Annotated in this window: 24 protein-coding genes; 13 read left to right on the plus strand and 11 right to left on the minus strand. The window is 64.3% G+C overall.

From position 1 onward, the window contains the following. Positions 1-7 precede the first annotated feature (7 nt). Entirely contained in the window at positions 8-424 is a 417-nt protein-coding gene (locus DEM27_RS22630) for a MarR family winged helix-turn-helix transcriptional regulator (RefSeq protein WP_109460503.1), read from the minus strand. Positions 425-589: 165 nt separating this feature from the next. On the opposite strand from DEM27_RS22630, the gene DEM27_RS22635 reads away from it, so the two are divergent. After that, a complete protein-coding gene (locus DEM27_RS22635; protein ID WP_245446044.1) occupies positions 590-1777 on the plus strand; it encodes a substrate-binding domain-containing protein in 1188 nt (395 codons plus the stop codon). Between the two features lie 142 nt (positions 1778-1919). Here DEM27_RS22635 and DEM27_RS34995 read toward each other — a convergent pair whose 3' ends face one another. Continuing rightward, the gene (locus DEM27_RS34995; RefSeq protein WP_280954532.1) at positions 1920-2051 is read right to left on the minus strand and encodes a hypothetical protein; all 132 of its coding nucleotides are present in this window, start codon (positions 2049-2051) and stop codon (positions 1920-1922) included. Between DEM27_RS34995 and DEM27_RS22640 the strand changes: the two genes are divergently transcribed. The 10 genes from DEM27_RS22640 to DEM27_RS34120 all read left to right on the plus strand — a co-directional run bounded on the left by DEM27_RS22640 (position 2044) and on the right by DEM27_RS34120 (position 11028). Then, positions 2044-3264, plus strand: coding sequence for an urea ABC transporter substrate-binding protein (locus DEM27_RS22640; protein ID WP_109460504.1), 1221 nt, complete (start codon positions 2044-2046; stop codon positions 3262-3264). The two genes, DEM27_RS34995 and DEM27_RS22640, sit on opposite strands and share 8 nt — an antisense overlap. Positions 3265-3328: 64 nt before the next feature. Further along, positions 3329-4195 carry a branched-chain amino acid ABC transporter permease gene (locus DEM27_RS22645; protein ID WP_109460505.1) on the plus strand — a complete coding sequence of 289 codons (867 nt, stop codon included), beginning with the start codon at positions 3329-3331 and terminating at the stop codon, positions 4193-4195. Beyond that, positions 4192-5241: an ABC transporter permease subunit gene (locus tag DEM27_RS22650; RefSeq protein ID WP_109460506.1), complete on the plus strand. Its 1050-nt coding sequence runs from the start codon at positions 4192-4194 to the stop codon at positions 5239-5241. The genes DEM27_RS22645 and DEM27_RS22650 overlap by 4 nt, the downstream gene beginning before the upstream one ends. Then, positions 5238-5960, plus strand: a complete 723-nt coding sequence (locus DEM27_RS22655) for an ABC transporter ATP-binding protein (RefSeq protein ID WP_109460507.1) — start codon at positions 5238-5240, stop codon at positions 5958-5960. Before DEM27_RS22650 ends, DEM27_RS22655 begins: the two co-directional genes overlap by 4 nt. Next, positions 5950-6663 carry an ABC transporter ATP-binding protein gene (locus DEM27_RS22660; protein ID WP_109460508.1) on the plus strand — a complete coding sequence of 238 codons (714 nt, stop codon included), beginning with the start codon at positions 5950-5952 and terminating at the stop codon, positions 6661-6663. Before DEM27_RS22655 ends, DEM27_RS22660 begins: the two co-directional genes overlap by 11 nt. Positions 6664-6690: 27 nt before the next feature. After that, a complete protein-coding gene (locus DEM27_RS22665; RefSeq protein ID WP_109460509.1) occupies positions 6691-6990 on the plus strand; it encodes a putative quinol monooxygenase in 300 nt (99 codons plus the stop codon). 29 nt (positions 6991-7019) lie between these two features. Beyond that, positions 7020-8519: an aldehyde dehydrogenase family protein gene (locus tag DEM27_RS22670; RefSeq protein ID WP_109460510.1), complete on the plus strand. Its 1500-nt coding sequence runs from the start codon at positions 7020-7022 to the stop codon at positions 8517-8519. 69 nt (positions 8520-8588) lie between these two features. Next, positions 8589-9809, plus strand: a complete 1221-nt coding sequence (locus DEM27_RS22675) for a M20 family metallo-hydrolase (RefSeq protein WP_109460511.1) — start codon at positions 8589-8591, stop codon at positions 9807-9809. A gap of 116 nt (positions 9810-9925) precedes the next feature. Then, a complete protein-coding gene (locus tag DEM27_RS22680) occupies positions 9926-10690 on the plus strand; it encodes an HpcH/HpaI aldolase family protein (protein ID WP_109460579.1) in 765 nt (254 codons plus the stop codon). Positions 10691-10866: 176 nt separating this feature from the next. Next, positions 10867-11028: a hypothetical protein gene (locus DEM27_RS34120; RefSeq protein WP_165823536.1), complete on the plus strand. Its 162-nt coding sequence runs from the start codon at positions 10867-10869 to the stop codon at positions 11026-11028. Here the strand turns inward: DEM27_RS34120 and DEM27_RS22685 are convergent. Next, on the minus strand, positions 11025-11633 hold the full coding sequence (locus tag DEM27_RS22685) for a LysE/ArgO family amino acid transporter (protein ID WP_109460512.1): 609 nt from the start codon (positions 11631-11633) through the stop codon (positions 11025-11027). The genes DEM27_RS34120 and DEM27_RS22685 overlap by 4 nt on opposite strands. 94 nt (positions 11634-11727) lie before the next feature. On the opposite strand from DEM27_RS22685, the gene DEM27_RS22690 reads away from it, so the two are divergent. Continuing rightward, positions 11728-12627: a LysR family transcriptional regulator ArgP gene (locus DEM27_RS22690; RefSeq protein ID WP_109460513.1), complete on the plus strand. Its 900-nt coding sequence runs from the start codon at positions 11728-11730 to the stop codon at positions 12625-12627. 57 nt (positions 12628-12684) lie between these two features. On the opposite strand, the gene DEM27_RS22695 is transcribed toward DEM27_RS22690, so the two are convergent. After that, complete coding sequence (locus DEM27_RS22695) at positions 12685-13830, minus strand: HPP family protein (protein ID WP_109460514.1); 1146 nt, start codon at positions 13828-13830, stop codon at positions 12685-12687. Positions 13831-14200: 370 nt separating this feature from the next. Between DEM27_RS22695 and DEM27_RS22700 the strand changes: the two genes are divergently transcribed. Beyond that, positions 14201-16516: a methyl-accepting chemotaxis protein gene (locus DEM27_RS22700; protein ID WP_109460515.1), complete on the plus strand. Its 2316-nt coding sequence runs from the start codon at positions 14201-14203 to the stop codon at positions 16514-16516. A 175-nt stretch (positions 16517-16691) separates the two neighbouring features. Here the strand turns inward: DEM27_RS22700 and DEM27_RS22705 are convergent, their stop codons facing one another. The 7 genes from DEM27_RS22705 to DEM27_RS22735 all read right to left on the minus strand — a co-directional run bounded on the left by DEM27_RS22705 (position 16692) and on the right by DEM27_RS22735 (position 23207). Continuing rightward, complete coding sequence (locus tag DEM27_RS22705; protein ID WP_109460516.1) at positions 16692-17837, minus strand: FAD-dependent oxidoreductase; 1146 nt, start codon at positions 17835-17837, stop codon at positions 16692-16694. Positions 17838-17912: 75 nt separating this feature from the next. Further along, positions 17913-18698, minus strand: a complete 786-nt coding sequence (locus DEM27_RS22710) for an alpha/beta fold hydrolase (protein ID WP_109460517.1) — start codon at positions 18696-18698, stop codon at positions 17913-17915. A gap of 34 nt (positions 18699-18732) precedes the next feature. Continuing rightward, positions 18733-19437 carry an ABC transporter ATP-binding protein gene (locus DEM27_RS22715; protein ID WP_205908948.1) on the minus strand — a complete coding sequence of 235 codons (705 nt, stop codon included), beginning with the start codon at positions 19435-19437 and terminating at the stop codon, positions 18733-18735. A 17-nt stretch (positions 19438-19454) separates the two neighbouring features. Beyond that, positions 19455-20174: an ABC transporter ATP-binding protein gene (locus tag DEM27_RS22720; RefSeq protein WP_109460519.1), complete on the minus strand. Its 720-nt coding sequence runs from the start codon at positions 20172-20174 to the stop codon at positions 19455-19457. Further along, complete coding sequence (locus DEM27_RS22725; protein ID WP_109460520.1) at positions 20171-21079, minus strand: branched-chain amino acid ABC transporter permease; 909 nt, start codon at positions 21077-21079, stop codon at positions 20171-20173. The genes DEM27_RS22720 and DEM27_RS22725 overlap by 4 nt, the downstream gene beginning before the upstream one ends. Next, positions 21076-21954 (minus strand): branched-chain amino acid ABC transporter permease, encoded by an 879-nt coding sequence (locus DEM27_RS22730; protein ID WP_165823537.1) that lies wholly within the window; start codon positions 21952-21954, stop codon positions 21076-21078. Before DEM27_RS22730 ends, DEM27_RS22725 begins: the two co-directional genes overlap by 4 nt. A gap of 74 nt (positions 21955-22028) precedes the next feature. Further along, on the minus strand, positions 22029-23207 hold the full coding sequence (locus tag DEM27_RS22735; protein ID WP_165823538.1) for an amino acid ABC transporter substrate-binding protein: 1179 nt from the start codon (positions 23205-23207) through the stop codon (positions 22029-22031). Positions 23208-23452 lie beyond the last annotated feature (245 nt).

A 23452-nucleotide genomic window follows, 5' to 3' on the forward strand; every position in this document is an offset into this window, starting at 1 on the left:
CTGCCGCTCAGCCGATCTGCTTGATGAAACTTTCCAGCATGGTCTTGAGACGCTGGGCGTCCTCGTTGCCGTAGGAATCCTCGACCTTGGCCTCGTGTTCCTCGACGCGCTTGTTCTGCGAGGCGAGCAGCGAAGCGCCCTTGTCGGAAAGGAACATCCGCACCTTGCGGCGGTCGTTCGGATCCGGCACGCGGTAGACCAAAGCTTCCTGCACCATGCGGTCCACGAGCTTGGTGAGCGTCGGCAGGTTCAGCGCCAGTTCCTCCGCCAGCTTGCCCATGGGCAGCCCGCCGGATTCCGACAGGACCTTCATCAGCCGCCACTGGTCGAGCGACACGCCCTCGGCAGTAAGCTGGCGGCTCAGATGCCGGTTGGCCTGGGCCAGCAGGTGCGAAAGATGTTCGTTCAATGAGCGTTCGGCCATGGATCTTTTAATCAGCAATTGTTTAATTGGAAACTATCTATATAATGCTTCGGGCAAGCCGCAAAGGCTCGTTCCGAACAAAACAAAAAAATCATACTCCGCCTTGGGCTTCAAGGCAGGAGTGTCTGGGGTGGAGCGCCGCATAACGTTACAGGGGAGAAAACCGTGACGCTCGAATTCGCTCAGGGTCCTGCCGTTGGCGACCTGTGGATGCGCGGCCGATTGAAGAGGCCGGCCTTTGCCGCTGCCCGCCGGCCCCTGCTGGCGCTACGCGCCGGCGGCAGCGAGCCTGCCCCCCGCTCCCACGGCCCCATCCGCATCGGCTTGCTGGTTCCCTTCCAGGGCGCCGATGCCATCTGGGGGCCATCCTGCCAGTATAGCGCCGTGCTTGCCGCGGCGGAAATGAACGAAAAAGGCGGCATCCTTGGCCGGCAGATCGAATTGCTCGCTGCCGATGCCGGCGGCAGTCCGGAGGCCGTCGTCGAACGCGCCCGCGACCTGGTCGAGCGGCAGGGCGCCAACGCGCTGATCGGCGTGCACCTGTCCTCCGTGCGCGTTGCGCTCGCCAAGGCTTTTTCCGGCCGGGTTCCTTATGTTTTCGCGCCGCTTTTCGAGGGCGGCAATGATGGCGAGGCGGTGTTCACCATCGGCGAGGTGCCGGAACGCCAGTTTGCCGGCCCCGTCAGCCACCTGATGCAGCATCATGCCGCAAAACGCTGGTTCCTTGTCGGCAACGACTACGTCTGGCCGCGCAGCTCGCATGGCTGGGTGCGGCAGTTCGTGCTGGAAAACGGCGGCGAGATCGTCGGCGAGGAATATGTCGGCATCGGCCAGGAGACCGACCATATCGTTGACCAGGTCGAGGCCGCCGCCCCCGATATCGTCTTCCAGTCGCTGGTCGGTTCCGAATGCGTGCCGTTCAACCGGATGTTTGCCGAGCGCGGGCTGGCGCAGCGGATCCTGCGGCTCTCGGGCGCGGTCGAGGAGAACACACTGATGGCGATCGGCGAGGAGAACACCGAAAATCTCTTCTGCGCCGCCGGCTATTTCAGCGCCCTCAAGACGCCGGAAAACCAGCGCTTCCTCAAGCGTTACCGCGATGCTTTCGGCGTGACGGCGCCGGTGCAAGGCGTGCTCAGCGAGGCCTGCTACGAGGGCCTGCGTTTCTTCGGCGCGCTTGCCTCCAGGGCGCAGTCGCTCGATCTCACGGCGCTTGCCAATGCCTTCGAAGGATTGACCTTCGAAAGCGCCCGCGGCCTCACCACCGTCCGAAACGGCGTGGCCGCCGGCCCCACCTATCTCGCCCGCGCCGACGGCACGGAATTCGAGATTTTGCGCGCCTTCAACGACTGACGCCAGCAGCGACGGTGACCGCCGCTGCGCCGCAACCCTTTGCCGTACAATCGTTTTTCCCCATGCCGCGCTCTCGCTGGCATCATTTTTTGCCATCGCAGAAAAATACTTGAAAAAGAAAATATTGAATATATAAGCATATTCACGACGCGTTTTTCGCGACATTTCCCGAGTGCCCGAAAGGCTCGGCCGGCAGGCTTTCCGTCTGCGTGGCGTGGATTTGCGCGTCCTGCATTTCCTTGTCGATAACAAAGAGGGTGAACCACATGAACATCAGCAGACGTCTTTTCCTCGGCGGAACCGCCTTGGCACTCACCACCCCGTGGGTGAGCCGCGCCGCCTTTGCCGCCGATCCGATCAACATCGCCAGCATCTACGACCTGTCCGGCGGCCTGGAAATCTACGGCCAGCCGATCGACGCCTGCCTCGATCTGGCCGTCGCCGAGCTGAACGAAGCCGGCGGCCTGCTCGGTCGCGAAATCAAGGTCCAGAAATACGATCCGCAGTCGAACATCCAGCTCTACACCCAGTTCGCCACCGAGGCGGCAACCAGCCTGCAGGCCTCCGTCGTGTTCGGCGGCATCACCAGCGCCTCGCGCGAGGCGATCCGCCCGCTGCTCGGCCGCTACCAGACGCTTTATTTCTACTCGCCGCTTTATGAAGGCGGCGTCTGCGACCGCAACACCTTCTGCACCGGCTCGACGCCCGCCCAGACCATCGGCAAGCTGATGCCGTTTGCCGTCCAGAATTTCGGCAAGAAGGTCTACGTGCTGGCCGCCGACTACAATTACGGCCAGATCTCCGCCAAGTGGGTGCGCGATTATACCGAGCAGGCCGGGGGCGAGGTGATCGCCGCGGAATTCTTCCCGCTCGACGTCACCGATTTCAGCGCCGCGATCCAGAAGATCCAGCGCGAAAAGCCCGATGTCATTTACACGCTGCTGGTCGGCGGCAACCACATGTCGTTCTTCCGCCAGTGGGCCGCGGCCGGCATGGCGGGCCAGATTCCGATCGTTTCCACCTCCTTCGGCGGCGGCAACGAACACATCGTGCTGACGCCGGCCGAATCCGACGGCGTCATGGCCGCCTTCGGTTACTTCCAGGAAATCAAGTCGCCGACCAACGAAGCCTTCGTAAAGCGTTACCATGCCAAGTTCGGCGATAACGCACCCTATGTCACCGAACATGCCTCGGCCACCTACAATGCCGTTCACCATTGGGCAAACGGCGTAAAGAAGGCCAATTCTCTCGACCGCATGGCGGTGATCGAAGCGATCGAAAGCGGCTCGACGGTCGAAGGCCCCGGCGGCCCCTCCACCATCGATCCCAAGACGCATCATTGCGCCACCGACGTTCACATCGGCAAGGTCAAGAACCATAGCTTCGAAATCCTCGAAAGCTATGCGAACCAGCCGCCGGCCGATACGGCAGCTGTCTGCGACCTCGTCGCCAACCCGAACGACAACCAGCAATACGTCATCGAATAAGCGCGGCGGACGGTGCGGCTCGTGGGGAGCATGTGTCCCCACGAGCCCGAACGGGGTAGAACCGGTGGACTATTTTCTTGTTGTGCTGTTCCAGATCGTTGGAACGGTCGGCAATCTTGCGCTGATCAGCGTCGGGCTTGCCGTCATCTTCGGCATGATGCGGGTGATCAACCTCGCGCATGGCGAATTCATCATGCTCGGCGGTTTCGCCGCCATCTTCAGCACCCAGGCGGGCATCAACATCTGGATCGCTATGCTGGTGGTCGCGCCCCTGTCGGTCGCCCTTCTTGGCGTCGTCGTCGAGCGGCTGATCATGCGCCGGCTCTATGGCCGCATGGTCGATACCATGCTGGCGAGCTGGGGGCTCAGCCTGCTGCTGATCGGCCTTGCCACGACGTTCTTCGGCAACCGCGTCGTCGGCATCGCCGCCCCCGTCGGCAGTTTTCGTGTCGGCGGCTACAGCCTCGGCGCCTATGATTTCGTGCTGACCGGTGTCGCCGCCGTGGTCTTTGCCGGCGGATACCTGCTGCTGCGGATGACCCGCGCCGGGCTGATCGCCCGCGCCACCATGCAGAACCGCGAGATGGCCTCCTCGCTCGGCATCGAGCCGTCGCGGGTCTATGCCGTGACCTTCGCCATCGGGGCTGGCCTGAGCGGCCTTGCCGGCGGCCTGCTGGCACCGATCTCCGGCGTCTTGCCGACCATGGGCGTCGCCTATGTCGCCAAGGCCTTCATCACGGTCATCACCGGCGGCGCCAGCGTCGTGACCGGAACGGCACTGAGTGCCGCACTGCTCGGCAGCATCAACACCATTTCCACCTTCCTGACCACGCCCGTCGTCGGCGACGTCGCGCTGCTGCTCGCCGCCACGATCTTTCTGCGCCTGCTGCCCACCGGCATCACCGGCCGCATCTTCAAGGGGGCTCCATGAACTCTCCGCTGACCCTTCCGGCGATCTGCCGCTCGGCGCGCGCGCATGTCGCCCTGGCCGCCATTGCCACCATTGCGGCAATCGTCATCCTGCCGCAGGCGGCACCGCTCTACACGCTGATCAACGTCACTCTTTATCTCTCCATGGGCGTCTTCGCGCTCAGCCTGGCGCTGCTCTGGGGATATGGCGGCATCCTCTGCTTCGGGCAGTCGGCTTTCTTCGGCCTCGGCGCCTATGCCTATGCCATCGCCGCCATCAACTTCGGCGACACGACCCTGGCTGCCGCCATGGCCATGCTGGTCCCGGCGATCTTTGCCGCCGGCCTCGGTTACTTCCTCTTCTACGGTCGCCTCAACGACGTCTATCTCGGCGTCATCACCCTGACGGTGACGCTCATCCTGTTCAAGCTGATCAACAGCACCGGCGGCGACGCATGGCGCATCGGCACGGCGCGCCTCGGCGGCTTCAACGGCATCCCCAATACGCCGCTGCTAACCCTGCCCTTCAGCCGCGTGCCCCTCACCCCGGCGCAGATGTTCTCCCTGGCGGCCATCGCGCTGTTCGGCGTCTATACCTTCAGCAAGGGCCTGCTCGCCACCCGCTTCGGCCGCGCCGTCATCGCCGTGCGCGAAAACGAAATGCGCGCCGAGCTGCTCGGCTATAACGCCCGCCGCCTGAAACTGTCGATCTTCGTGATCTCCGCCGCCATCGCCGGTCTTGCCGGATTGCTGTTCGCCAACTCCGTCTTCGTCAGCCCCACCATGTTCAGCCTGTCGATGGCCGCGCAGGTGCTGATCTGGGTGGTGGTCGGCGGGCTGGGCACGCTGTTCGGCCCGGTCGCCGCCTGCTTCGCGCTGCAGATGGGCACGACCGCCCTCGGCAAGCTCGGCATCGTCGATCCCAACATCGTGCTCGGCGTCGTGCTGATCGTCTTCGTGGTCTTCGTCCCGGGGGGCATCCAGCCGGCGCTGGCCAATCTCCTCGCCCGGCTTTCCGCATCGCGATCGCCGGCCGGCGACGGCGTTGCCAGGGAGGTGACGCGATGAGCGGCAATCTTCTCGAAGCCCAGGGCGTCGCCATGCATTTCGGCGGCGTCAAGGCGCTCGACGGCATCGACTTCACCCTGAAAAAGGGCGAGCTGCGCTGCCTGATCGGCCCGAACGGCGCCGGCAAGACCACCTTCTTCCGCTGCCTCACCGGCACTCACAAGCCGACGCATGGCCGCATCCTGTTTCGCGGCGAAGACATCGCCGGCCGAGAACGCCACGAGATCGCCCGCGCCGGCATGGGCGTCAAGACGCAGGTGCCGAGCCTGTTCGACGGCCTGAGCGTGCACGAAAACCTCTGGCTTGCCTTGCGGACGGTGCGCAGCAGCCGCGACCGCGAAACGAAGATCGACGAGGTGATGGAGCGCGTCGGCATCGGCGCCCTGCGCCACGGCATCCTCGGCCGTATGGCCCACGGCCAGCGCCAGCTGGTCGAGCTCGCCATGGTCGTCGCCAGCGATCCCGAACTCGTGCTGCTCGATGAGCCGGCCGCCGGCATGACCGATGGCGAGGTGGAACGCCTCGCCTCGATCATCCGCGATCTCAACCGCAGCCATACCGTCGTCGTCGTCGAGCACGACATGCAGTTCATCCGCATGATCGCCGACTTCGTCACCGTTTTCCACCAGGGTCGCATCCTGGTCGAAGGCCCGGTCGGCGAGGTTCTTGCCAACCCGGTGGTGCGCGACGTCTATCTGGGAAAAAAACATGCCGCATGAGCTTCTCTCCACCCGCAGCCTGCGCTCCGGCTACGGCCGCATCCCGGTGCTGTTCGGCATCGACCTCACCATCGCGGCAGGAGAATTCGTCGGTGTTCTCGGCCATAACGGCATGGGCAAATCGACCTTCCTGCGCACGGTGATGGGGCATATTCCGGCAACCGAAGGAACCGTGTCCTTCGCCGGCCAGGATATCACCCGCGCCTCGCCGGCGGCCCGCGCCCGCGCCGGGCTGGGTTATGTGCCGCAGGGCCGGCAGATCTTTCCGGCACTCTCCGTCATCGACAATTTGCGCGTCGGCGCGGCGCACAAGACATCGGCCGAGGCGCAGGCCGTCATCGAGCAGGTGATCGAGGAACTGCCGCGCCTGAAACCGATCCTGACGCGGGCGGGCGGCGTTCTCTCCGGCGGCGAGCAGCAGATCCTGGCGCTCGCCCGCTGCCTCTGCTCCGAACCGAAACTCATCCTGCTCGACGAGCCGACGGAAGGTATCCAGCCCTCGATCATCGAGGAAATGAAGGACACGCTGAAGGCGCTGGCCGTCAAGCGTGGCCTGTCGATCCTGCTGGTCGAACAGAACCTGGAATTCATCAGCGATCTCGCAACCCGCGTGCTCACCATCAAGCGCGGCCAGCTCTCCGGCGAAATCGACCCCCGCAAACTGCACGACGCCGATCTGGCGGGCGACATCCTGCCCGCCTGAGCCCCATCAGCCATCAACGAGGTTACCATGATCACCATCACCGCCATCATCCGCGTCCGCCAGGGTTACGAACAGACCATGGCGCAGGCCCTGCTCGAAGTTGCCGAACATGTGCGCGCCAACGAGCCGGACACCCAGGGTTTCTTCATCTCCCAGGATGAAAAGGACCCCCGCGTTTTCACCACATATGAGCGCTTCACCGACCGGGCGGCCATGGACACGCACAACAATTCCGCCGTCGTCGCGCGCTTCTTCGGCATCGCCAAGCCGATCCTCGACGGCGACGTCATCCTGATCACCGCCAACGAAATTTCGACCAAGGCCTGAGACCGGCGACAAGAGAGGAGACACCAGACATGAACGCACCCGTCACGCTCAACCGGCTCGGTCCCGACGCCGCCCGTTTCGTCGCCAAGGAGAAGAAGCTCTTCATCGACGGCCAGTGGGTCACCGCCCAGAGCGGCGGAACGATCGATGTCATCGACCCGGCGACCGGCCGCGTCTTCGACCGCGTGCCCGATGGCAAGGCCGGCGACATCGACCGCGCCGTGGCCGCCGCCCGCCGCGCCTTCGATGACGGCCCCTGGGCGACGATGACGCCTGCCGAGCGCGGCAAGCTGGTCTGGCGCCTGGGCGACCTGGTGGAAAAACATGCCGACGAACTGGCCGAACTCGAAGCGCTCGACAACGGCAAACCGGTGACCGATGCCCGCAACGGCGACGTCGCCTTTTCCTATGAACTGCTGCGCTATATGGCCGGCTGGAGCACGAAGATCTGTGGCCAGACCATTCCGCTCTCCGCAGGTGCGCCGTTCCACGCCTACACACTGCGGGAACCCGTTGGCGTCTGCGGCCAGATCGTGCCGTGGAATTTCTCGTTTATGATGGCGGTGTGGAAAGTTGCTCCGGCGCTGGCGGCCGGCTGCACCATCGTGCTGAAACCCGCCGAGCAGACACCGCTGACAGCGCTCAGGCTCGCCGAACTGGTCGAGGAAGCCGGCTTCCCGGCCGGCGTCTTCAACGTCGTCACCGGTTATGGCGAGACGGCGGGGGCCGCGCTGGCGGCCCATCCGGATGTCGACAAGGTGGCCTTTACCGGCTCCACCGAAGTCGGCAAGAAGATCCTCGACGCCGCCAAGGGCAACCTGAAGAAGGTGTCGCTCGAACTCGGCGGCAAGTCGCCGATGATCGTCTTTGCCGATGCCGATCCGGCCGTGGCCATCCCGGCCATCGCCTACGGCATCTTCTACAATATGGGCCAGACCTGCACCGCCGGCACGCGCCTCTACGTCCACAAGGACATCGCCGATACGATCCTCGCCGGCCTCAAGGATTTTGCCGCCTCGATGACCATCGGCGTCGGCCTCGATCCGAAGACGCAGATCGGCCCGCTGGTCTCGCAGGAGCAGTTCGACCGGGTGACCGCCTACGTCAAGGCCGGAGTCGCCGATGGCGCAACGCTGTTCTACGGCGGTGCGCGCTGTGGCTCGGAAGGCTATTTCCTGCAGCCGACCATTTTGACGGAAACCAAGCCGCATATGTCCGTGGTCAAGGAAGAGATTTTTGGACCGGTGCTGGTGGTGGCGACCTTCGACGATGACGGCATCGATGCCATCGTCAAGGAAGCCAACGACTCGATCTACGGCCTGGCGGCCAGCGTCTTCACCCGCGATGTCAGCCGCGCCCACAAGGTCGCCAAAAAGCTCAAGGCCGGCACGATCGGGGTCAATACCCATCATGTCATCGATCCCGCCTTGCCGTTCGGCGGCTTCAACCAGTCCGGCTGGGGACGCGAACAGGGCTATGAGGCGATCCTGCTCTATACGGAAGTCAAGTCGGTGGGCATTGCCCTCTGACAAGCGATTTCGGCACGGCGGCTTTCCGGCCGCCGTGCCTGCGATATGACGGCAAGGAAATCAGCTTTCATGCATAACCTGAAAATCGACGGCGACCGGCTTTGGAACAGCATCCTGGAAACCGCAGCCTTCGGCGGCACGCCGGATGGCGGCGTCCGGCGCCTGACGCTGTCCGGGGAGGACCGCGCCGTCCGCGACTGGTTCCGGCACAAGGCAGAAACACTCGGCTGCCGCGTCAGCGTCGACGCAGTCGGCAACATGTTCGCCGTCCGGCCGGGGAGCGATGCTGAAGCCTTGCCGATCGCCATCGGCAGCCATCTCGACACGCAGCCCACCGGCGGCAAGTTCGACGGTATTTTGGGCGTGCTGGCCGGCCTCGAAATCCTGCAGACGCTGCAGGACGCCGGTTATCAAACCCGCCGGCCGCTGATGGTGGTCAACTGGACGAACGAGGAGGGCGCGCGCTTTTCCCCCGCCATGCTCGGCTCCGGCGTCTACGCCGGCGTGTTCGACCGCACCTATGCCGAAAGCCGGGTGGATGCCGAGGGCATCACCTTTGCCGATGCCATCGAGGCAATCGACTATCGCGGCGAAACACCGATCGGCGAGCCGCGTTTCGCCGCGATGTTCGAGCTTCATATCGAGCAGGGGCCGGTGCTGGAACGCGAGGCGTTCGATATCGGCGCCGTCACCGGCGTCCAGGCGATGCGCTGGTACGACCTGACCGTCATCGGCCGCGAATCGCATGCCGGCTCGACGCCGATGGATATGCGGCAGGACGCGCTTGCCGATGCGGCAAACCTCATCCTGACCACTCAGGACATTGCCCGAAGGCATGGCGGCATGGCGACGACGGGGCAGATCGGCATAACCAGCCCCTCGCGCAACGTCATCCCCGGCAAGGTGACGATGAGCCTCGACCTGCGCCACGAAAACGACGATACATTGCAGGCAATGGAACAAGACGTCCGCGCCGCCATGCAACGGCAATGCGGCGAACGCGCGGTGCTGACGGGCATTTGGGACAGCCCGGCGGTGCACTTCGACGCCGGCTGCCTGGCGGCGATCCGCGACGGCGCGGCAGCCGCCGGCGCCAGCCATCGCGACATCGTCTCCGGCGCCGGCCACGATTCCGTTTACATCTCCCGCGTTGCATCGACGGCTATGATCTTCGTTCCCTGCAAGGACGGCCTGAGCCACAACCCGGCGGAAAGTGCCACCAGGGAGCAATGCACGCTCGGCGCCCAGACGCTGCTGAACGCGGTGCTGGCCTATGGAGAGCAGCAGTAGGCTGTGCATGGACCACCTCCGTGGAAATCGACAGCCCCACGTCGAAGCCGGCTTGTCCGCCCATTTCTTTGTGATTATTGCTGCCGCAATCCATCATCGCAGAACCGGAGGACGGCATGCAGGACTTTCGCAACAGGTGCATCGAACGGGATTTCATCGTCGGCACCTTCGCCGCCATTCCCCATCCCGTCGCCGTCGAGGTGACGGCGCAGGCCGGGCCGGAATTCATCTGCGTCGACTGGGAGCACTCGCAGATCAGCCGCGAACGCATCGAGGATTTGTTGCGCGCCGCCGATGTCCATCGTGTGCCGGCAATCGTCCGGGTGCCGGGGCATGCGCCGGAGGCGATTGCCGCCGTTCTCGACGCGGGTGCAGCAGGCGTGCTCGTGCCGCGCGTTTCGACGGCCGCCCAGGCGCGGACCGCCGTCGATGCGACCCGTTACCCGCCGCTCGGCAGCCGTGGCGTCGGCCCCGGCCGGGCATCCGGCTACGGTTACCGCATGCCGGGTTACCTCGAAAGGGCCAACAGCGATCTGTTGCTCGCCGTCCAGATCGAGACCGCCGACGGCCTTGCCAATGTCGACGAAATTGCCGCGGTCGACGGTGTCGACGTGATCTTCATCGGCCCTGCCGATCTTTCGGTCTCGATCGGCGCCACAGGCCCGGCCGGCCAGGAGCAATTGCACAAGGCGATCGAGACCATCACGGCCGCCGCCCTCAAGGCCGGACGCGCCGTCGGCATCTTCCGGCCCACCGCCGACGATATCGGCCACTGGCGCGGCATCGGCATCAGCTTCTACCTGCTGGCCAGCGACACCATGTTCCTCGGCGCCGCCGTCGCAGCCGGCATCGCCAAGGCGCGGGCTTCGGCCGAAACATAAGGCGACACAGTCTTCCCTGAGGGCGCGTGATCCGGACGACCGATGGCGCCGGATTGTGGACAGCCGTTACCGGTGCGTGTAGTCTTGCAGTCGAACGGCATGACATGGTTCGTCAGGATTTTTCCCGCGAAGCTGACGTGCAGCACGGGTGAAGGCAGCACGGGTAAAGGGTGACCATGACCGACAATATCGTCCAGTTCCGCAAGAAGAAACCGGCCGAGCCGCAGAAGCCGACGCCCACGCCGCGCTGGGCCAAAAAACTGCTCACGGTCCTTGCAGTCGCCGCCGCCTTCGTCCTGGCCTATGCCTACTTCTCGCTGACCGGGGCACCGGCCTAACCGCCCGTCAGAAGCCTGAGCGCGATCAGCCACATCACTGCGGCAATGATCCCTTCCAGAATGCGCCATGCCACCGGTCGGGAAAAGAGCGGCGCAAGATGGCGTGCGCCGAAACCGAGCGCAAAGAAGAAAACGAACGAGGCGCAGGTGGCGCCGAGCGCAAAAGACGGGCGCTGACCGGGAAACTGGCTGGCGATCGATCCCAGCAGCACCACCGTATCCAGCCACACATGCGGATTGAGCCATGTCAGCGCCATGCAGGTCAAAAGCGTCGCCTTCAGGCTTGACGTACCGGCATTCTGCACTGAAAGCGCCTCCGTTGAGGTCAGCGCCGAGCGCAGGCTCCGGTCTCCATACCAGATCAGGAATGCCGCCCCGCCATACCGCATGACCGGTTCGAGCCACGGCAATACCGCTGTCGCCCGGGCGAGGCTCGAAACGCCGAACACGATCAGCACCGCATCGGAAAGGGCGCAGGTCAGCACGACCGGCAGCACATGCTCCCGTTTCAGCCCCTGCCGCAGCACGAAGGCATTCTGCGCCCCGATTGCGACGATCAGGCTGAGGCCCATGGAAAATCCGGTCATGAAAATGGAAGGCGACATTTCGGCTCCGAAGCAAAAGACAGGTCTTGCCTAGCGTCAGTGCAATATTCAGTCTAATTAAATTGTATAATGATTATTAAGGAAAACTAATCCTATGCTGGATTATGCCGGCCTGAAGGCCGTTGCCGCCGTGGCGCGTACGGGCAGCTTCGAAAAAGCCGCCAAGGCATTGAACGTCACGCCATCGGCCATATCGCAGCGGGTCAAGCAGCTGGAGGATCGCCTGGGCGTGGTGCTCGTCGTCCGCGGCAGCCCCTGCACCGCCACCGAAAAGGGCGAATGGCTCTGCCGCCATGTCGAGCAGGTGGAGATGCTGGAGGGTGGACTTTTCGAGCATCTGCCCTCCCTCGGGCCGGCGGCCGGCGTTGGCGGACAGGTCACCGTGCACATCGCCACCAATGCCGACAGCCTCGGCACCTGGTTCCTGACGGCGGCAGCGGCCTTCACCCGGCAGACCGGCCATCTTCTCAACATCGCCGTCGACGACCAGGACCATACGGCCGAATGGCTGAAAGGCGGCCGTGTGCTGGCGGCGGTCACCGGCCTTGAAAAACCCGTAACCGGTTGCCGTCGCGTCTTTCTCGGCTCGTTGCGTTATCATGCAACCGCAAGCCCGGATTTCGTCGCCAGCCATTTTCCTCACGGCGTCACAGAAGCGGGGCTTGCCCGCGCCCCGGCCTTGACCTTCAACCAGAAGGACCGGCTCCAGAGCCTCTGGATGAGGCAGGCATTGCAGCGCGACGTCGCTTTTCCGACGCACTGGCTGCCATCGACGCAGGGTTTCGTCGAAGCCGCACTGCTCGGCATGGGCTGGGGCATGAACCCGGTCGCCCTGGTGAAGGACCATCTTGCAGCCGGAAGGCTGGTCGAACTGCTGCCGGGCGTGACGGTGGATATCCCGCTCTACTGGCAGGTCAACCGGATGGCAGCGGATCAGTTGCGGGCGCTGACGCAGGCCGTCACCACGGCGGCCCGCGCCGACCTGCAGGCATGATCCGATAACCGCCCGTGTCTTCGAAACAGGCCGGAGCGCCACGTGGTGTGTGCCCCGTCAGATCCCCTGCCCTTGACCCTGCATTTCGTCCTTCTCCCATGAAAGGGAAAGGCTCCGCGCCAGGGTCGCCAGAAGGTCGGTCTGGGAAATGATCCCGGCGACCTTGCCGACATCGTCGATGATGACCACGGCGTGGGAAACGCCATCCGTCAACCGCGGCAGCAGGCCGATGGCCGGCTCGGCCGGGCTTGCGGTCACCGCGTCGGAGACCGGCAGCCGGTCCGTATCCTCGACGCTTGCCAGTTCGCGCAAGCCGACGGTGCCGGCCACGGTGGCATCCGGCATCAGCACCGGCAGCGTCCGGATATCGTGCTCCAGCAGCAGCCTGCGGGCCTGTTGGGGTGTGGCATCGATGCCGACGGTAACGACATCGCGCGACATGATATCACCGCAGCTGATATCGCCGCGCCGCCTCAGCAGCGCCTGCAACTCGACCTGGCGCAACAGCGCGTCGATATCGGCGCGGTCGACGTCCAGCGTCTCGTTGAAGGCTGCGATGGCAGCGTCGATATCTTCGGCGTTGAAGCCCACCCGCAACGTCGGCGGCGGATCGGCGGTGTTGTGCTGGTTCACCGGCGCCGCCACGGCTGGCCGATGCGGATACTGGCGGCCGGAGAGCTTGTGAAAGAACAGGCCGAGCGCCACGAGAAGCAGCGAGTTGACGGCTACGGGCACAAAGGGAAACCAGAAGCCGGCGCGCGCCACGACAGCCCCGCCGATCACCGCAGTCAGCGCGGCGGCCCCGCCCGGCGGATGCAGCGAACGGGTCAGCGACATGGCCAGGATTGCCAGCGAAACAGCCAGGCCGACCGCCAGCATGGGATCCTTGACGAAATAGGTGACGATCACACCGACCATGGCGGAAATCGTATTGCCGCCGATGATGGACCATGGCTGCGCCAGCGGGCTGGCGGGAACAGCGAACAGCAGCACCGCGGATGCTCCGATGGGAGCCACAATCAGAGGTAGATGCGGGTCAGGTCCGAAAATGAGGCTGCAGAGCAGGCCTGTCAGAAAGATGCCGATCAGGGCGCCGAGACAGCCGATCAACCTCTCCTTGAAAGTGGCGCCAGCGAGAATGGGGGAAAAAAACTTGAATTTCCAAAGGGAACCGCCGTTCCCCGAAGAGGGAGATGTCGCCATGCCGCATACCGATGCATTTGCCTGTTTCTCAGCTTATGTGCCTATCGATTCAGCAAATCAACAGCGAATTTGCCCGGGCGCGGGATTTACGGAATTTTGCCGGAGCAGAGGAACACCATTCAACCATAAGTAAAAATCTCCGAGATACCGCCCAGACACATATATTTTCCATGAAACGGCGCAACATAGGCATAAAAACGACAGTGTAGCCGATCCTTAGATTTTTATCGTTTTCGTAACCGGCGATCATTTACATTCCGAAAGCGCGGAATGATTTCGCCCGTTTTGCCTCGCCGGTGCCGGCATGTTCTTCCCAGCAATAAAGATCCGCCCGTGCCGAGATAACGCCACGGACCTGAGGAGGGGATTGATGCTTCCAAAGACAGCAACTGCGTGCAACATGTTCGCCATCGTCGCGACCGGTGTTGCAACCACCGTGGCCACCGCCGGTATTCTTCTGTGGCTCTCCTATCACGCGTTGGAGGAACGCTCGATCTCGGAGATGACGAATGCCGCCGAGGCAAGTGCCGCGGATGTCGAAACCTATTTTGCCAAGGTCAAGGCGTTGAGCTGGAACATGCGCTCCGCCCTTTACGCCATGAAGGCCACGGACAATCCCAGCCGCGAGACGATGAACAGCGTCTTCGACCGGCTGATGGCCGACAATCCTTTCGCGCTTGGCGTCAGCACCGGCTGGGAACCGAACGCTTTCGACGGCAAGGACGAAGAATACAAGGACAAGCCGGGCCACGATGCCACCGGCCGCTATATTCCCTATTTCGTGCGCAATGACGGCAAGGTCGGCATGGAAGCGCTGGTGGATTACGACAAGCCAGGCCCCGGCGACTATTACCAGGTGCCGAAACAGACCGGCAAGGATTTCCTGACCGAACCCTACAGCTATGTCATCGGCGGCAAGAACGTGCTGATGACCTCCTTCATGGTGCCGCTCCTCTACGATGGCACGTTCAAGGGCGAGACCGGCGTCGACATCTCGCTCGATGCGCTCGCCGGCGACATGGCCAAGATGAAGCCGCTGGGCGCCGGTTACGTGGCTCTGCTGAGCCAGGGCGGCAATATCATCAGCCACCCCGATGGCGGCGCGCTCGGCAAGGCGCTGAAGGAGTCCAGCCTCGACGTCGCCAACTGGGAGGCGCTGATCGCCCATCCCGGAAAGGCGCGCGAGGTGGTCGATGCCGGCGGCGCCGTCAGCATGGCGGTGGCCGTCCCCGTTAACCTTTTGCCGGAAACCACGTGGTACACGGTCGTTTCCGTGCCGAAATCGGTGCTTTTCGCCAATCTCTGGGCACTTGCGGTCACGGCCGTCGTCGTCATCGTCGTCGCCACCGGTCTTATGATCGCCATCGGCTGGGCCCTTGCCGCCCGCTTCCGCAAACGCCTCGGCGCCGTCATCACCGCCACCAGCGAAATCGCCCGCGGCCGGACGGATGTCGACCTGTCGGCATCGGACCGGCCGGACGAAATCGGCGAGATGGCCCGCTCGCTGGCCATCCTGCGCGACGCAACCCTGGCGAAGCTGCGCCTCGAAGGCGAAGCCGAGCAGAATCGCGCCATGTCGGAAACCGAGCGCCGCCAGCGTGCCGAAGAGGCCGCCGAGCGGGAACAGCAGACCCGTGCCGCGGTGGAAGCGCTGGCCGACGGCTTGCAGAAACTTGCCGAAGGCGACATGACACATCGCATCGAGCGCAGCTTCTCCGGCTCGCTCGACCAGATCCGCCACGATTTTAACGCCGCCGTCGAAAAGCTGCAATCCGCCCTGCGCTCCGTCGGCAGCAATGCCGAAGCCATCAAGGCCGGCTCCGTCGAGATCCAGTCGGCTTCCGACGACCTTGCCAAGCGCACGGAACAACAGGCGGCCTCCGTGGAAGAAACCGCCGCCGCGCTGGAAGAGATCACCACCGCCCTGCAGGACGCGACGAAGCGGGCCGACGGTGCCAGCGGCCTGGTGGAACGCACCCGCGCCGGTGCCGAGAAATCGGGCGAGATCGTGCGCAAGGCCGTTGCCGCCATGGACGGCATCGAAAGCTCCTCGCGCGAAATCTCCAACATCATCAGCGTTATCGACGACATCGCCTTCCAGACGAACCTTCTGGCACTGAATGCCGGTGTCGAGGCTGCCCGCGCCGGCGAGGCCGGCAAGGGTTTTGCCGTCGTCGCCCAGGAAGTGCGCGAGCTTGCCCAGCGCTCGGCCCATGCCGCCAAGGAAATCAAGGCGCTGATCACCAAGTCGGGCGACCAGGTGCACACCGGCGTGGCGCTTGTCGGCGAAACCGGAACGGCGCTCGAGGCAATCGTCAACCAGGTGCAGGAGATCGACAAGCACGTCTCGGCCATCGCCCATTCGGCGCGGGAACAATCGACCGCGCTCGGCGAGATCAATGCGGCCGTCAACTCCATCGACCAGAGCACGCAGAAAAATGCCGCGATGGTCGAGGAACAGACCGCGGCCAGCCACACGCTGGCAACCGAGGTCGCCTCGCTGAACACCCTGCTGGCGCAGTTCCGCTTCGGCGGCGGCATGACGGCGCGGCCGGTGGCGCTGGCTTCGTCCGGTGAACGCCCGGTCGCCTCCGGAGCCCGCAGCCTCGGCAACAAGCTTGCCCGCGCCTTCGGCGGTGGTGGTTCGTCATCGGCGGCCGCGGCGCAAAGCTGGGAAGAATTCTGATCGTGAAAAGAGGGCGGCCCGGCCTTGCCGGGCTCAGACTGCTGACAAACCACCATTCCCTCAATGGCGATTTTGCAATGATGCCAGCAGTCCGAGAGCCGGCTGACATCACCCGGGGCTCTTCTCCTCCTCACGTTCGAAACGGGATGAGCGAAACCCCCATCCCGGTCGCCGGTCAGCCCAGGGCTTCCGTGCCTGTCGGGATGCTGCGGGCCGCCCGCAGAATCTCGTTGCGCACCCAGGCGTCGGCCATGCCGTTGCTGACGACCTTGGCCCGTGTCGCATCCGGCAGCATCGAGACCTCGCCGTAGAGGCAGGACCAGCGCTGGCAATGTTCGGCGAGCGGCCGTTCCTTCTCCTCCCACCGGGCGAGACGGTCGGGAATGTCGCGGCGGTCCGCGATGCCTTCGAGATGGACGGCCAGCGCCAGCGCGCTCTGCATCGCCATGCCGCCGCCCTGGCCGAGATTCGGCGGCTGCGCATGGGCGGCGTCGCCGATGATGGCGGTGCGGCCGGACGACCAGGAGCGCACCTTGACGATGCTGTAGGGCGCCCAGGCGAGCATCTGGTCGGTGCGGTCGATGAGATGCGCCCAGCGCGGGAAAGAGGCCTTCCAGCTTTCCTTGTCCAGCGGGCTTTTCTTGCCGGCCAAGTCGGTCTTCTGGCAGGTCAGCGCCAGGTAGATTTCCCGGTGGTTCAGCGGCGTGATCAGGAAACGCCGCTCGCCCGACCAGCATTCGATATATTTGTCCTGGCCGTCCGGCCCGAGATCCTTCGGCGTGCCGGGGATGATGGTGCGCAGGGCGCCTTCGTCGGTCTGCTGGTGGAAAAGCTCCAGGCCGAGCGAACGGCGGACCATCGACCAGACACCGTCGGCGCCGATCGCCAGGTCCGCTTTCTCCGCATGCGCGCCCAAAAAATGCAGGTCGCCTTCGCTGCCGGCGCCGATCACCTCGGCGCCGGTGCGGATCTCGACGCCGGCCTTTTCGGCGGCGCGGCGCAGGCCGGCGAGCAGGTCCTTGCGGGTGACGGTGATCAGCCGCACCGAGGGCGGGAAGTCGCCGGGGTCGAGAACGCTGTCGTCATGGCCGCGCTGCTCCATGGCGAGACCGCGGAAAGAATCCTTGGTGACGACATCGGCGCCCAGCGCTTCGAGGATCCGCAGGCCGTTTTCCCAGATGTAGATGCCGGCGCCGGCGGCGCGGATCTCCGGCTGGCGTTCGTAGATGGTGACGGACCAGCCCCGCTGCGCCAGCGCGGTTGCCGCCGTCAGCCCGCCGAAGCCGCCGCCTGCGATGATGGCCTTGAATTTCCCCGACATGAGATGCTCCCTCTGTTGACCGGCCTGTGCCCAGACGATGCGCCGGAAGCACCGGCGCATCGCGGCAAACGATTGTTATTTCTGGTAGAAATTGCGGATGGCTTCGGCGACTTCGACCGGGCTTTCCAGCGTCGGGAAGTGGGTCTGGCCCGGAATGTGCACCGGCTCGAACCACGGATGCTGGTCGGCGAAATTGCGCTGGAACTGGCGGTATTCCTCCGACAGCGGCTGGGAATAGACATGCATGATCTGCGGTTTGTCCTTCAGCGCCTTCATGCGCTCCAGCGGGCTGCCCCACTTGCGGTAGGATTTTTCGATCTCGCGGCAGGCGCGCATCCACATCTCGCCCTTGAACCAGGGCATTTCCGTCTTGATGTGGTTGATGACGTCGGCATTGTCGGTGGCGGCGATCCATTCGTCGAAGAAGCTCTGGCGGCCGGCCTGGTAATTGTCCGGGTCCTGGCCGTCCTGCAACTGCTTGAAGAAGCCCGGATGCGGCTCCATCAGCCAGTCGATGACGACGGTGCGGTCGAGCTTGTAGCGATCGCAGAGTTCGATGTTCACCCAGCAGCCGTGCGAGGTGGAGACCAGATGGAAGGTGCCGGGCTTGAGACGGTCGATGAACTCGGCCATGTCGTTCACCAGGTCGTCGGAGGTGAAGTCGCCGCGCAGCGTCTGGTCGGCGTCGTGGCCGCGATAGTTCGGGCAGAACACGTGGAAGTCCCTGGCGAGTTCCGGCGCCAGCGTCTTGAACAGCCGGTCGTCCTGCGCCCAGCCGCTGAGCAGGATCAGCGTCGGCGCCTTCTCGTCGCCGGATTCGACATAGGTGATCGGATGGTCGTTGATCGTCATCGTTTTCATGCGTGTCTCCCTTTCATGGTTTCAAAACAAAATTCTAACGGCCGAGATACAGTCTTCGGACATCCGGCATGTCGATGAGCTCGCGCCCCGGCCCGGAGAGCTGGACGCGGCCGTTTTCGATGATGTAGCCGTGGTCGGCCGCCTCCAGCGCCAGGCGGGAGTTCTGCTCGGAGAGCAGGATGGTGTAGCCGTCGGCCTTCAGTTCCTCGATCACGGAAAAGACCTGCTTGACCATGATCGGCGCCAGTCCCAGCGTCGGCTCGTCGAGCAGGACGATGCGCGGTTTCGCCATCAGCCCGCGGCCGATCGCCAGCATCTGCTGCTCGCCGCCGGACATGCTGCCGGCAAGCTGGCGGCGGCGCTCCTGCAGGCGCGGAAAACGCTTGAACATCGCCTCCAGCCGGTCGCCGATATTGTCCCGCGCCCGCGGGGTGATGGCGCCGAGGCGGAGGTTCTGCTCGACGGACAGCAGGGTGAAAACCATGCGTCCTTCCGGCACCAGCACGATTCCCTGGCCGACGCGTTCATGCGTCGGCACCCGGGTGATGTCCTTGCCGTCGAAGCGGATCGCGCCGCTCCAGGCGGGCAGCAGGCCGGCGATCGCCTTCATGAGCGTCGTCTTGCCGGCGCCGTTGGCACCGACCAGCGCCGTCACCGATCCGGGTGCCACCGATATGTCGATGTCGCGCAGGATCGTCACCGGGCCGTAGCCGGACGACAGGCCGCTGACGGTCATCAGGGGTTCGCTTGCGCTGCTCATCCGAAATACACCTTCAAGACATCTGGGTTGGCGGCGATCTCGGCCGGGGTGCCGATGGCGATGGGAACGCCGTGGTCGAGGGCGAGGATCCGGTCGGAAAGCGCCATCAGCGCGCCCATGACATGCTCGACCAGCATGAAGGTCAGGTTGCGGGCGCGCCGCAGCTCCGACAGCGTCGCGATCATTTCCTCGACCTCGGTGGGCGTCAGGCCGGCCATGACCTCGTCGAGCAGCAGCATTTCCGCACCGGTGGCGAGCGCCCGGGCGATCTCCAGCCGTTTTTGCCCGGAGAGCGTCAGTTCGCCGGCCAGCTTGTCCGCCGAACCGGCGAGGCCGACCGCTTCCAGGGCGGCGATCCCGGCTTCGCGGGCCTCCGCATGGCTGTTGCTCGCCGCCGCGCCGTAGAGCGCGGAGACGATGACATTGTCGAGCACCGAGATGCCGGCAAAGGGGCGGACGATCTGGAAGGTGCGGCTGATGCCGAGCCGGCAGATCTGGTCCGGGCGTTTGCCGGTGATGGTGCGGTTGCGGAACGAGACGCTGCCGCCGCTTGGCTTGATCTGCCCGGCGATGACGGCGAACAGTGTCGTCTTGCCGGCGCCGTTGGCGCCCATCAGCCCGAAGATCGCGCCTTCCTCGACGGAAAAGGAGACGTTGGTCAGCGCTTTCAGGCCGCCGAAACTCTTGGAGATGCCCTGGACATCGAGGATGGTCATCGGCGTGCCTCCCTGCGTTCGAAGAGGCCGGAAAGGCCACGCGGCATGAACAGGATGAACAGGATGAGCAGCGCGCCGAGGATGATCATGTAGAGCTGCGGGAACCGCGCCCACAGAAGCTCGGAGAGCAGCACGAAGGCGAGCGAGCCGAGGATCGGGCCGCGCACCGTGCCCATGCCGCCGACGATCGCCATGGTGACGATGCTGAAGGAGATTACCGGATCGAAGGCCTGCGCCGCCTCGAAATAGCTGGTGCGCAGCAAAAGCACGCCGCCGACGATGCCCGGGATGATCGCCGCCACGACGAAGGCGATGAGTTTCAGCCGGGTCACCGGCACGCCGATCGCTTCTGCCGCTTCCTCGTTTTCACGGATGGCGACCAGGCCGCGGCCGAGCTTCGAATGCCGGACGAGGACGGCGGCAGCGGTGGAGGCGACGGCAAGCCCGAACATGATGAAATAGAGCGTGTCCAGCGCCGGCGCATCGAAGATCAGCCGGCTGAACTGCCCGAGGCTCGTCTCGATCTGCACGATGACGTTCTTGGCAAGCTCGGCGAGGCCGAAAGTGAGGATGACGAAGTAGGGGCCGCGCACCCGCAGCACCGGCAGGCCGATCACCAGCGCCATCACGCCGGCGGCAAGGCCGGCACAGGCGAGCGCAACGGGCATGGGCAGGGTGCCGTTGGTCAGGATGAAGACATAGGAACCGATGCCGCAGAAGACGACGTGACCGAGGGAAACGTAGCCGGTCATCGCCGACAGGATCGACCAGCTCTGGGTCAGGGCGATCCACATGGCGAGGTTGAAGGCGATGCCCATCAGGTAGTCGGCGCCGGCAAAGGGCAGCGCCAGGCCGGCGAGGACGAGAAGGGGGCCGCCGATGATATCGAGATTGAGCTTGGTCATCGCGCCTGGATCGCCTTTCCGAAAAGGCCCTGCGGGCGCAGAAGCAGCACGGCGACGAACAGGCCGTAGATCAGGATCGAGCGGTAGGTTGCCGAGGTGGCGGCAATGCCGAAGGTCTCGATGAAGCCGAGCGCAAAACCCGCGACGATGCCGGCGAAGATATTGCCGAGGCCACCGAGCACGATGACGACTAAGGCGGCGATGGTGAAGGGGAAACCCATGAACGGGGTGATCTGCTCCGTCATGCTGACCAGCACGCCGGCGACGCCGGCAATGGCGAAGCCGGTACAGATGGTGGCCATCTGCACGCGGTCGACGTCGACGCCGACCACGGCCGCCGCATCCCGCCGCTCGATGACGGCGCGCAGGCTCCAGCCGAACAGGTGGAAACGCAGGAAGAGCAGCATGCCGAGGCAGAGCACCAGCGCCACGCCGAGCAGCATCAACCGGTTACCGCTCGCCGCCACGCCGGCGAAACGGTGCACCTCGTTGAGATACTGATAGCCGCGAGCGGTAGAGGTGAAGGCCAGCGAGACGCCATTCTGCAGGATGACGGAGACGCCGTAGAACAGGATGAGCGAGTTGGCCTCCAACCGCCGCGCCAGCGCCGGTGTCGACAGCAGCTTGCGGAAGATACCGACATAGATGAGCCAGCCGAAGCCGCCGCACAGCGCGGCCGCGGCAAACAGCGACAAGACCGGCGGCATGCCGAGAAGCGACAACATCCAGAAGGCGACATAGGCGCCGATCATCACCAGGTCGCCATGCGCGATGTTGAGCAGGCGCAGGGTGCCGTAGACGAGGTTGAGGCCGAGCGCGACAAGCGCGTAGAGAGAGCCTGCAACCAAGGCTGCAAACAACAATTGGGTTGACACTGTATTGAACTCCAGCGGTTCGGTTCACCGGCAGGGGGAACGGCCGGCCGGTTCGCGCCGGCCGGCGCTTGTGCTTACCACCCGGTCTTCGGGCGGAAGTCCTTGGTCTTGACCGAGTCCGGCCAGACCAGCTCGAGGCTGCCGTCCTGGATCTGTAGGAAGGAGGTCGGCGTCATGGTGTTCTGCACGCCCTCGAATTTGATCGGGCCGTTGATCGTGTCGAAGGTCATGGTCGAGACCGCCTCGCGGATCTTTTCCTTGTCGAGGCCGGCGGTGGCGACGGCCTGCTGCAGGATTTCCATCGACATGTAGGCGAGCGCGCTGTCGAGAGCGTCGGGCGCTTCGTTGTATTTCGCCTTGTAGGCGTCGAAGAACGGCTTCGCCTTCGGCCAGGCGGCCTGGTTCGGCGACCAGTGGCCGACGGTGACGATGTTGTTGACGCTCTCGCCCAGCGCCTGCTGGTAGGAGCCGAAGGTGGCGCCGATCAGCGACAGAACGAAGGGCGCCTTGACGCCGAGTTCTTTGGCCTGGGCGGCGAAGAGGAAGGAATCCGAGGGGTAGCTGAGCATGATCACCGCATCGGCGCCGGACTCGTTGGTCTGCGTCAGCAGCGTGGTCAGATCCTTGATGTCAGGCGGATAGTTTTCGTTGACCGGGACGGCGATGCCCTGCTTTTCCAGCGCCGGCACCAGGAAGCTCTTGATCTCCTGCGATAGCGGCAGGACGTTGGAGAGGATCGCCGCAGAGGTGACGCCCTTGCTTTTCATGAAGGCGGCCAGCTCTTCGCCAACCTTGTCGGGAATGACCGCCGTCGGGAACCAGATGTAGCCCGGCGCCACTTCGCGCAATTGCACCGAGGCGGCGGTGTTGCCGACCATCGGGAACTTGTGGCGGCTGAGGATCGGCGCCAGCGCCAGATGGATCGGCGTGCTCCACGGTGCGGCCAGGAGATCGACCTTGTCTTCGGTGATCAGCTTTTCATAGATGCGCACGGCATTGGCCGGATTGGACTGGTCGTCGTAGGTGACGAATTCGACCGGCCGCTTGACGCCGCCGACATCGAGGCCGCCGGCGGCATTGACCTGGTCCTCCCACAGTTCGTAGGCATTGACCTGCGACGGCGCGGCCTGGGCGAAAAGGCCGGTAAGGGACATGGAATAGCCGATGCGGACCGGCTCTTCGGCTTGTGCGACGCCCGCGGCAAGGACTGCCCCGGCGGCGATGATGGATTTCAGCTTTTTCAGCAGTGTCATTGTCGTTCCCCTATTTTTCTTTCGATGCCGGACGGTTTCCATCCGGTTCTTCCTCAGAAGCGAGCACGCAGAGGCGCACGCTGAACGGCATGTCTGCCCGATCAGCCGCTAGGCCTTGCGTTATTCCATCAGTCCTCCGCAGCCTCGCCTTAGCGGTTGTCCCGCACTTGATATTTGATAAGCGAATGCTGTTCGGTAATGAAAAGAAAGTCGGCGCACTTGTCAATACCGAATGGCATTCGTTT

It is taken from the genome of Rhizobium album (genome assembly GCF_003122325.1).
Lineage (GTDB): Bacteria > Pseudomonadota > Alphaproteobacteria > Rhizobiales > Rhizobiaceae > Metarhizobium > Metarhizobium album.

What these genes read in the sequence shown, in the direction of transcription:
- DEM27_RS22630 (WP_109460503.1), bottom strand. Translation starts at nt 424, where the DNA reads ATGGCCGAACGCTCATTGAACGAACATCTTTCGCACCTGCTGGCCCAG.
- DEM27_RS22640 (WP_109460504.1), top strand. Translation starts at nt 2,044, where the DNA reads ATGAACATCAGCAGACGTCTTTTCCTCGGCGGAACCGCCTTGGCACTC.
- DEM27_RS34995 (WP_280954532.1), bottom strand. Translation starts at nt 2,051, where the DNA reads ATGTTCATGTGGTTCACCCTCTTTGTTATCGACAAGGAAATGCAGGAC.
- DEM27_RS22650 (WP_109460506.1), top strand. Translation starts at nt 4,192, where the DNA reads ATGAACTCTCCGCTGACCCTTCCGGCGATCTGCCGCTCGGCGCGCGCG.
- DEM27_RS22655 (WP_109460507.1), top strand. Translation starts at nt 5,238, where the DNA reads ATGAGCGGCAATCTTCTCGAAGCCCAGGGCGTCGCCATGCATTTCGGC.
- DEM27_RS22660 (WP_109460508.1), top strand. Translation starts at nt 5,950, where the DNA reads ATGCCGCATGAGCTTCTCTCCACCCGCAGCCTGCGCTCCGGCTACGGC.
- DEM27_RS22665 (WP_109460509.1), top strand. Translation starts at nt 6,691, where the DNA reads ATGATCACCATCACCGCCATCATCCGCGTCCGCCAGGGTTACGAACAG.
- DEM27_RS22670 (WP_109460510.1), top strand. Translation starts at nt 7,020, where the DNA reads ATGAACGCACCCGTCACGCTCAACCGGCTCGGTCCCGACGCCGCCCGT.
- DEM27_RS22675 (WP_109460511.1), top strand. Translation starts at nt 8,589, where the DNA reads ATGCATAACCTGAAAATCGACGGCGACCGGCTTTGGAACAGCATCCTG.
- DEM27_RS22680 (WP_109460579.1), top strand. Translation starts at nt 9,926, where the DNA reads ATGCAGGACTTTCGCAACAGGTGCATCGAACGGGATTTCATCGTCGGC.
- DEM27_RS34120 (WP_165823536.1), top strand. Translation starts at nt 10,867, where the DNA reads ATGACCGACAATATCGTCCAGTTCCGCAAGAAGAAACCGGCCGAGCCG.
- DEM27_RS22685 (WP_109460512.1), bottom strand. Translation starts at nt 11,633, where the DNA reads ATGTCGCCTTCCATTTTCATGACCGGATTTTCCATGGGCCTCAGCCTG.
- DEM27_RS22690 (WP_109460513.1), top strand. Translation starts at nt 11,728, where the DNA reads ATGCTGGATTATGCCGGCCTGAAGGCCGTTGCCGCCGTGGCGCGTACG.
- DEM27_RS22695 (WP_109460514.1), bottom strand. Translation starts at nt 13,830, where the DNA reads ATGGCGACATCTCCCTCTTCGGGGAACGGCGGTTCCCTTTGGAAATTC.
- DEM27_RS22700 (WP_109460515.1), top strand. Translation starts at nt 14,201, where the DNA reads ATGCTTCCAAAGACAGCAACTGCGTGCAACATGTTCGCCATCGTCGCG.
- DEM27_RS22705 (WP_109460516.1), bottom strand. Translation starts at nt 17,837, where the DNA reads ATGTCGGGGAAATTCAAGGCCATCATCGCAGGCGGCGGCTTCGGCGGG.
- DEM27_RS22710 (WP_109460517.1), bottom strand. Translation starts at nt 18,698, where the DNA reads ATGAAAACGATGACGATCAACGACCATCCGATCACCTATGTCGAATCC.
- DEM27_RS22720 (WP_109460519.1), bottom strand. Translation starts at nt 20,174, where the DNA reads ATGACCATCCTCGATGTCCAGGGCATCTCCAAGAGTTTCGGCGGCCTG.
- DEM27_RS22725 (WP_109460520.1), bottom strand. Translation starts at nt 21,079, where the DNA reads ATGACCAAGCTCAATCTCGATATCATCGGCGGCCCCCTTCTCGTCCTC.
- DEM27_RS22735 (WP_165823538.1), bottom strand. Translation starts at nt 23,207, where the DNA reads ATGACACTGCTGAAAAAGCTGAAATCCATCATCGCCGCCGGGGCAGTC.